This is a genomic window from Inquilinus sp., from assembly GCF_039594555.1.
GTDB lineage: Bacteria > Pseudomonadota > Alphaproteobacteria > DSM-16000 > Inquilinaceae > Inquilinus.
The window spans coordinates 1-7,676 of sequence record NZ_JBCNNF010000330.1 but is presented as its reverse complement, the minus strand read 5'-3'; the positions used below and the strand labels follow the sequence as shown (position 1 = coordinate 7,676).

Sequence of the window (7,676 nt, the reverse complement as noted above, 5' to 3'; positions counted from 1 at the left end):
ATCGAGCTGGCTTCGCCGGTCGCCCACATCTGGTTCCTGAAGTCGCTGCCGTCGCGCATCGGCCTGATGGTCGACATGACGCTCAAGGATCTCGAGAAGGTCCTGTACTTCGAGAGCTTCGTGGTGGTCGAGCCCGGCCTGACCGCGCTGAAGAAGAACCAGCTCCTCACCGAGGACGAGTATCTTCGCGCCCAGGACGAGTACGGCGAGGACGCGTTCACCGCCAAGATCGGTGCCGAGGCCCTCAAGGGCATGCTCTCGGGCATCGAGCTGGAGGAGGAGCGCGTCAAGGTCCGTGAGGAGCTGCGCGAGACCGGCTCCGAAGCCAAGCGCAAGAAGCTGGTCAAGCGGCTGAAGCTGATCGACGCCTTCCTGGAATCCGGCTCGCATCCGGAGTGGATGGTGCTCGACGTCGTTCCGGTGATCCCGCCGGAGCTGCGGCCCCTTGTGCCCCTGGACGGCGGCCGCTTCGCGACGAGCGATCTCAACGACCTGTACCGCCGCGTCATCAACCGCAACAACCGCCTGAAGCGGCTGATCGAGCTGCGCGCGCCCGACATCATCGTGCGCAACGAGAAGCGCATGCTGCAGGAGGCGGTGGACGCGCTGTTCGACAACGGCCGCCGCGGCCGCGTCATCACCGGCGCCAACAAGCGCCCGCTGAAGTCGATCAGCGACATGCTGAAGGGCAAGCAGGGCCGGTTCCGCCAGAACCTGCTCGGCAAGCGCGTCGACTATTCGGGCCGTTCGGTCATCGTCGTCGGGCCGGAGCTGAAGCTCCACCAGTGCGGCCTGCCGAAGAAGATGGCGCTCGAGCTGTTCAAGCCGTTCATCTACCACAAGCTTGAACTGTACGGCATGGCGTCCACCATCAAGGCCGCGAAGCGGATGGTGGAGAAGGAGCGGCCGGAGGTCTGGGATATCCTCGAGGAGGTCATCCGCGAGCACCCGGTCCTGCTGAACCGCGCCCCGACGCTGCACCGCCTGGGCATCCAGGCCTTCGAGCCGACCCTGATCGAGGGCAAGGCGATCCAGCTGCACCCGCTGGTCTGCACCGCCTTCAACGCCGATTTCGACGGCGACCAGATGGCCGTGCACGTGCCGCTCGCGCTTGAGGCCCAGCTCGAGGCCCGCGTGCTGATGATGTCGACCAACAACATCCTCAGCCCGGCCAACGGCAAGCCGATCATCGTGCCGTCGCAGGACATCGTCCTCGGCATCTACTACCTGTCGATGGAGCGCAACGACCGGCTCGGCCCGGCGCTGTCGATCGATGGGATCGAGGCGCTGACCGCGGCGATCGCGAATGACGACATCATCCTGCAGAACCCGGCCAAGCCGGCGGAGGTGGTCGACGCCTCCGACGTCAAGGCGGTGTTCGAGAAGCTGAAGGCGGGCAAGCTGACCGCCCACCAGGTGCCCCGTTTCGCCTCGATCGGCGAGATGGAGCAGGCGATGGCGGCCGGCGTGATCGGCATGCACAGCCGGATCAAGACCCGGTTCAAGACGGTCGACGAGAACGGGCAGGAGATCATCCAGCGCGTCACCACGACGCCGGGCCGGATGCTGCTGTCCGAGATCCTGCCGCGGCACCCGGCGGTGCCGTTCAGCCAGGTCAACCGGCTGCTGACCAAGAAGGACGTCACCAACGTCATCGACACCGTCTACCGCCACTGCGGCCAGAAGGAGACGGTGATCTTCTGCGACCGGCTGATGGGCCTGGGCTTCGCCCATGCCTGCCGTGCCGGTATCTCCTTCGGCAAGGACGACATGGTCATCCCGAAGGCGAAGGAAGGGCTGATCGCCAAGGCGTCCGAGCTGGTGAAGGAGTACGAGAACCAGTATCTCGACGGCCTGATCACCCGCGGCGAGAAGTACAACAAGGTGGTCGACGTGTGGTCGAACACCACCGACGAGGTGGCGCGTGAGATGATGGCCGAGATCCAGGCCACCCTCACCGACCCGAGCCGGCAGGTGAACTCGGTCTACATGATGGCGCATTCCGGCGCCCGCGGTTCCGCCGCGCAGATCCGCCAGCTGGCCGGCATGCGCGGCCTGATGGCGAAGCCGGACGGCTCGATCATCGAGACGCCGATCATCTCGAACTTCAAGGAAGGCCTGACCGTTCTCGAGTACTTCAACTCGACGCACGGCGCCCGCAAGGGCCTGGCCGACACCGCGCTGAAGACTGCGAACTCCGGCTACCTCACCCGCCGCCTGGTCGACGTTGCCCAGGATTGCGTGGTGATCGAGGAGGATTGCGGCACCAAGAACGGCATCACCACCGGCGCCGTCATCGATGGCGGCGAGGTGATCGTGCCGCTGGGCGAGCGCATCCTCGGCCGCTGCGCCGGCGAGGAGGTGCTGCACCCGCTGACCGGCGAGGTCGTGGTCAAGCAGGGCGAGCTGATCGACGAGGCGCTGGTCGAGGCGGTCGAGGTGGCCGGCATCGACCGGGTGCTGATCCGGTCGGCCCTGACCTGCGAGACCAAGGGCGGCATCTGCGGCAAGTGCTATGGCCGCGACCTGGCCCGTGGCACCACGGTGAACATCGGCGAGGCCGTCGGCGTCATCGCAGCGCAGTCGATCGGCGAGCCGGGCACCCAGCTGACGATGCGGACGTTCCACATCGGCGGCGCGGCCCAGCGCGGCGCGGAGCAGTCGGCGATCGAGGCGGCGTTCGACGCCACGGTCCAGATCAAGAACCGCAATGTGGTGAAGAACGGCCAGGGCGTCCTGGTGGTGATGAGCCGGAACTGCGAGCTGCAGCTGGTCGACGGGCAGGGCCGCGAAAAGGCGCGCCATCGCCTGCCCTACGGCGCCAAGCTGCTGGTCGATGACGGCGAGAAGATCGAGCGCGGCCGCAAGATGGCCGAGTGGGATCCGTACACCATGCCGATCATCACCGAGAAGGCGGGCACGGCGACCTATATGGACCTGGTCGAAGGCGTCTCGATGCGCGAGGTCGTCGACGAGCAGACCGGCATCTCGGCCAAGGTGGTGGTCGACTGGCGGCAGCAGCCGCGCGGCGACCAGCTGAAGCCCCGCATCGTCCTGCGCGACGAGAAGGGCGAGGTCATCCGCCTGCCGAACGGCCTGGAGGCGCGCTACTTCCTCTCGGTCGACGCCATCCTGCAGGTCGAGAACGGCGCGCAGGTGCAGGCCGGCGACGTGCTGGCCCGTATCCCGCGCGAAGGCTCGAAGACGCGTGACATCACCGGTGGTTTGCCGCGCGTCGCCGAGCTGTTCGAGGCCCGCAAGCCGAAGGACTACGCCATCATCTCGGACCTCGATGGCCGGGTCGAGTTCGGCAAGGACTACAAGACCAAGCGGCGCATCGTGGTGCGGAACGAGGAGTCGGGCGACGAGCGCGAATACCTCATTCCGAAGGGCAAGCACATCTCGGTGCAGGAAGGCGACTACGTCCTCAAGGGCGACCAGCTGCTGGACGGCAACCCGGTGCCGCACGACATCCTGTCGGTCCTCGGCGTCGAGGCGCTGGCGGACTACCTGGTCAATGAGATCCAGGACGTCTACCGGCTGCAGGGCGTGAAGATCAACGACAAGCACATCGAGGTGATCGTCCGCCAGATGCTGCAGAAGGTCGAGATCACCGAGGTGGGCGACACCACCCTGCTGATCGGTGACCAGATCGACCGCGAGGACTTCGAGGAAGAGAACGAGAAGACGATCCGCGAGAACCTGCGGCCGGCCAAGGGCGTCTCGGTGCTCCAGGGCATCACCAAGGCCTCGCTGCAGACCAAGTCGTTCATCTCGGCGGCCTCGTTCCAGGAGACCACCCGCGTCCTCACCGAGGCGGCGGTCTCCGGCAAGGTCGACGACCTGGCCGGCCTCAAGGAGAACGTCATCGTCGGCCGCCTGATCCCGGCCGGCACCGGCTCGGTGGTCAACCGCCTGCGGCAGATCGCCGGCGAGCGCGACCGCCAGGCGCGGCTGCAGCACGAGGAGCAGGACGGCGAGCCGGCCCTGCCCTCGGGCGAGGCGGCGGCCTGATCCGGGCCTAGCGTTCCAAGCCAAAACCCCCTCCGGTCCGCCGGAGGGGGTTTTTCTTTGTCTGGAGCCGTCCCTCTCTGGCATGGCGGAGGGGAGAGGCCTTTTCGAATTCCAGACACCGTCATTGCGAGCGCAGCGAAGCAATCCATGCATCCGCTCTTGCGGGACGATGGATTGCTTCGTCGGCTTGCCTCCTCGTAATGACGACCGAGGCCATATGGAATGGTCTCGCTGACGGAGGGATGGAGGTCGCATGCGCGTCCTGTTCAGCTTCGCCGGCGGCAGCGGGCATTTCCTGCCGCTGGTGCCGCTCGCCCGGGCGGTGCGGGCGGCCGGGCATGAGGTCGCCTTTGCCGGCCAGCCGGCGATGGCCGGCGCGGTCGAGGCTGCCGGCTTCACCGCCTTCGCCACCGGCGGCGAAACGCTGCGCACGGACCCGGTCCGCACGCCGCTGTTGGCCTATGACGCGGCCCAGGAGGACCGGGCGGTGCGCGACGGCTTCGCCGGACGGACGGCGCGGGCCCGCGCCGCGGCGCTGCTTGGTCTCTGCGGCCGCTGGCGGCCGGACCTGCTGGTCTGCGACGAGATGGATTTCGGCGCCATGGTCGCGGCCGAGCGCCTGGGCCTGCCGCATGCCTCGGTGCTGGTGATCGCCGCCGGCGCGCTGGTCCGGCCCGAGCTGGTGCGGGCGCCGCTGGACGCGCTGCGGGCGGAGCACGGGCTGGCCCCCGATCCGGAGTTGGCGATGCTGCGCCGGCACCTCGTGCTGTCGCCGATGCCGCCCGCCTTCCGCGACCCGGCCTTCCCGCTGCCGGCGACCGCGCGGCCGATCCGCCCGGCGACGGAGGAGGGTGGGGCGGTGGTGCCGGCCTGGCTCGACGCCCTGCCGGCGGACCGGCCGATCGTCTACGCCACGCTCGGCACCGTGTTCCACCTCGAATCCGGCGACCTGCTGGAGCGGGTGGTAGCGGGGCTGCGCGACCTGCCGGTCAGCCTGGTCGTCACCACCGGGCGGGAGATCGACCCCGCCTCGCTCGGGCCGCAGCCGGCTCATGTCCGGATCGAGCGTTATGTGCCGCAGTCGCTGCTGCTGCCGCGCTGCCGCCTGATGGTGTCGCAGGCCGGGTCGGGCGGCGTCACCGGCGCGCTGGCCCATGGCGTGCCGATGGTGCTGCTGCCGATCGGGGCCGACCAGCCGGCCAATGCCGCGCGCTGCGCCGCCCTCGGCATCGCCCGGGTGCTCGACCCGGTCGGCTGCTCGCCGGCGATGGTGGGGGAAGCGGCCCAGGCCGTCCTGGCCGATCTGGCGTATCGGGCGGCGGCGGCGCGGATGGCGCAGGAGATCGCCGCCATGCCGGATCCGTCAGAGGCGGTGCCGCTGCTGGAGCGCCTGGCGGCCCGGTGAGGGCGGGTCAGCCCGCGGTCGGCAGCACCGCGCCGTCGCGCGCGTAGAGGATGGCGATGCGGCACGACGACGGCTCGAACTGCACAACGACGTTGCCGCCGCCGGCCATCTTCAGCCAGGCCTGGCGCTGCAGGTTCCGCCGGGTGCCGCCGCTGCGCCGGCCCGCCGTGGCCGCCGGCGCCAGGTCGTAGCCGGCGACCCGGTCGGCGGTGATCCCCGCCGCGGTCAGCGCCCCGGCGATGCGGTCGCTGCAGGCATCGTTGTCGGAGAGCTGCCGCAGCTTCGCCGTCAGCGCTGGGTCGGGCGAGGCCTCGGGCGGCGCCGCGGCGATGCAGCCGGTCAGCACGAAGCCGGCAACGGCAAGGGTTCGGATCGGGTGCATGGCCGTCTCCCGTCGGTCGAGGCGCGCCGCGCGGCGCACCCCTTCCTGACCGGATATGGGGCGCCGGCCGCCTCCCTCAATGGCTTCAGCCGATCGCGGGCAGCGCCGCCCCGTCGCGCGGGGTGATGTCGGTGACCAGGCACTGGTCCGCGTCGTAGCCCAGCACCAGGCTGCCGCCGCCGGACAGCTTGAACCAGGCCTGGCGCAGCAGCGGCAGGCCGGGATGGTCGCGCGACACCGGCGGCAGGTCGAAGCCGGAGAGGCGGTCCGGCGCGATGCGGTAGGCGGTCAGCACCCCGGCGAAGGCATCGCTGCAGGGATCGTTGTCCGACAGCGTCCTCACCTTGGCGGTCACCGCGGGATCCGGCGTGACGGAGGGCGGCTCGATATTGGCGCAGCCGGACAGCAGCAGGGCCCAGAGGGGGATGGCACGGATCTCGGTCATGGCCGCTTCTCCCGCGGATGGCGCGGCCGGGAACGGAGCGGGCCGGCGCCCCTGCGATATGGGGCGCCGGCCGCGTCGCTCAATGCTTCTTGCCGAAGGAGAACAGCTTCTTCAGGAAGCTGGACTGGCCGTGGCGCTTGCGCTTGCGGGCGATCGCCTCCTCGTTGATGCACCAGGCGATCTGCAGCACCCGGCGTTCGCCCTTGAACGGCAGGTGGCCGTGCCAGGAATGGTCCGAGCGCTGGAAGGCCAGAAAGTTGCCGAAGGTCGGCGCCACTTCGCGGGCGTTCGGGCTGTTGATGTCCTGGCTGGTCAGGATGCGCAGGCAGCCCTCGTTCGAGGCCCATTCCTGATTGAGGTAGACCAGCGCGGTGACGATCTTGTCCGGCCCGTCGGTGTGCGGCCGGCCGGCCGCCGCCTCGGACCATTTCCGCACCGTCACCAGGGTCGGCTTCGACGCCAGGTCCAGGCCGAACTTGGCGCCCAGCATGGTGGCGAATTCCTTGCTGGTGACGTCCGCCACCAGCTCCTTGAACGCGGCGCCGGCCGGGTACTCGTCCGGCGGCACGAAGCCGGTGATCGGGATGTCCGGGAAGTCCTTCTCCAGCTCGGCGCGGCGCGCCTCGGGCAGCACGTCCCCGGAAATCACATGCGGGAACGGCGTCCGGTCCACCGCCGCCCGTTCGAGCACATCGTAACGAAGCATCACCGTCTCCTGAAACGCGGCCCAACCCATTGGTCCGCCGCGCGGTCTCGCAGCGGAGAATAGGCCCGGGGCCGGCTGCGATCAACTCGCAGCGCGGTCGCAGGGCCCCGGGGAGAGCAGGGGAGAGCAGGGGAAACCCTGGCATCGGCCGCCGCGGCCCGCCATAAAGGCGCCCGGAGGTATCCATGGGTCCCATCGTCATCGTCCTGCCCCGCAAGATGAAGTTCGGCGCCGTCGGCGCCAGCCCGGTCGATCTCTATGCGCGCGACACCGTCACCTTCAGCCGCTACGCGCAGGACATCGTCGTGGTCGGCCAAGATGCGGGCGAACCGTTCCCGGGCATCCGCTTCCACCCGATCCCGCTGCAGGAGGGCGAGCCGCACCGCCGCTGGATGAAACGCGCGCTGCCGCAGATCGCGGCGCTGAACCCGTCGCTGATCGAGGTGCACGCCCACCGGGTGACCGCCACGGCCCTGGCCCGGGCACTGCCGCGGGTGCCGCTGCTGTACTTCCGGCACAACTTCATCCGCTTCCACAAGGGGCTGCTGTGGCGGCTGCATTACCGCGCCGCCGTCTCCCGCTTTGCCGGTTTCGTCTTCGTGTCGGAGGCGCTGCGCCGCCATTTCCGCGAGCACGCGCCCTGGTACAAGGGCACGCTCGACGTCGTCCATAACGGCCTCGACATGGACGCGCCGGCGCCGCCGCCGGAGGCGAAGGAGAACAT

Annotated in this window: 6 protein-coding genes; 3 read left to right on the top strand and 3 right to left on the bottom strand. The window is 69.4% G+C overall.

The window, feature by feature from the left end; translation table 11 throughout:
* Together rpoC and ABDW35_RS27245 are read left to right on the top strand one after the other, a co-directional pair.
* A partial coding sequence (rpoC, locus tag ABDW35_RS27250) for a DNA-directed RNA polymerase subunit beta' (RefSeq protein WP_343716997.1) occupies positions 1-4,014 on the top strand: 4,014 nt, incomplete at its 5' end.
* 253 nt (positions 4,015-4,267) lie between these two features.
* Positions 4,268-5,419 (top strand): glycosyltransferase, encoded by a 1,152-nt coding sequence (locus ABDW35_RS27245; RefSeq protein ID WP_343716996.1) that lies wholly within the window; start codon positions 4,268-4,270, stop codon positions 5,417-5,419.
* Between the two features lie 7 nt (positions 5,420-5,426).
* Here the strand turns inward: ABDW35_RS27245 and ABDW35_RS27240 are convergent, their stop codons facing one another.
* From ABDW35_RS27240 to ABDW35_RS27230, 3 genes are all read right to left on the bottom strand, one after another.
* Positions 5,427-5,801, bottom strand: a complete 375-nt coding sequence (locus ABDW35_RS27240; protein ID WP_343716995.1) for a hypothetical protein — start codon at positions 5,799-5,801, stop codon at positions 5,427-5,429.
* 85 nt (positions 5,802-5,886) lie between these two features.
* Entirely contained in the window at positions 5,887-6,246 is a 360-nt protein-coding gene (locus ABDW35_RS27235) for a hypothetical protein (RefSeq protein WP_343716994.1), read from the bottom strand.
* 79 nt (positions 6,247-6,325) lie between these two features.
* Complete coding sequence (locus tag ABDW35_RS27230) at positions 6,326-6,952, bottom strand: 2OG-Fe(II) oxygenase (RefSeq protein WP_343716993.1); 627 nt, start codon at positions 6,950-6,952, stop codon at positions 6,326-6,328.
* Positions 6,953-7,137: 185 nt separating this feature from the next.
* On the opposite strand from ABDW35_RS27230, the gene ABDW35_RS27225 reads away from it, so the two are divergent.
* Positions 7,138-7,676, top strand: a 539-nt coding sequence (locus ABDW35_RS27225; RefSeq protein ID WP_343716992.1) for a glycosyltransferase, incomplete at its 3' end; no start/stop codon positions are given.

Excerpts from the sequence above, each read along its gene's own strand:
- ABDW35_RS27245 (WP_343716996.1), top strand. The coding sequence starts at position 4,268 with ATGCGCGTCCTGTTCAGCTTCGCCGGCGGCAGCGGGCATTTCCTGCCG.
- ABDW35_RS27240 (WP_343716995.1), bottom strand. The coding sequence starts at position 5,801 with ATGCACCCGATCCGAACCCTTGCCGTTGCCGGCTTCGTGCTGACCGGC.
- ABDW35_RS27235 (WP_343716994.1), bottom strand. The coding sequence starts at position 6,246 with ATGACCGAGATCCGTGCCATCCCCCTCTGGGCCCTGCTGCTGTCCGGC.
- ABDW35_RS27230 (WP_343716993.1), bottom strand. The coding sequence starts at position 6,952 with ATGCTTCGTTACGATGTGCTCGAACGGGCGGCGGTGGACCGGACGCCG.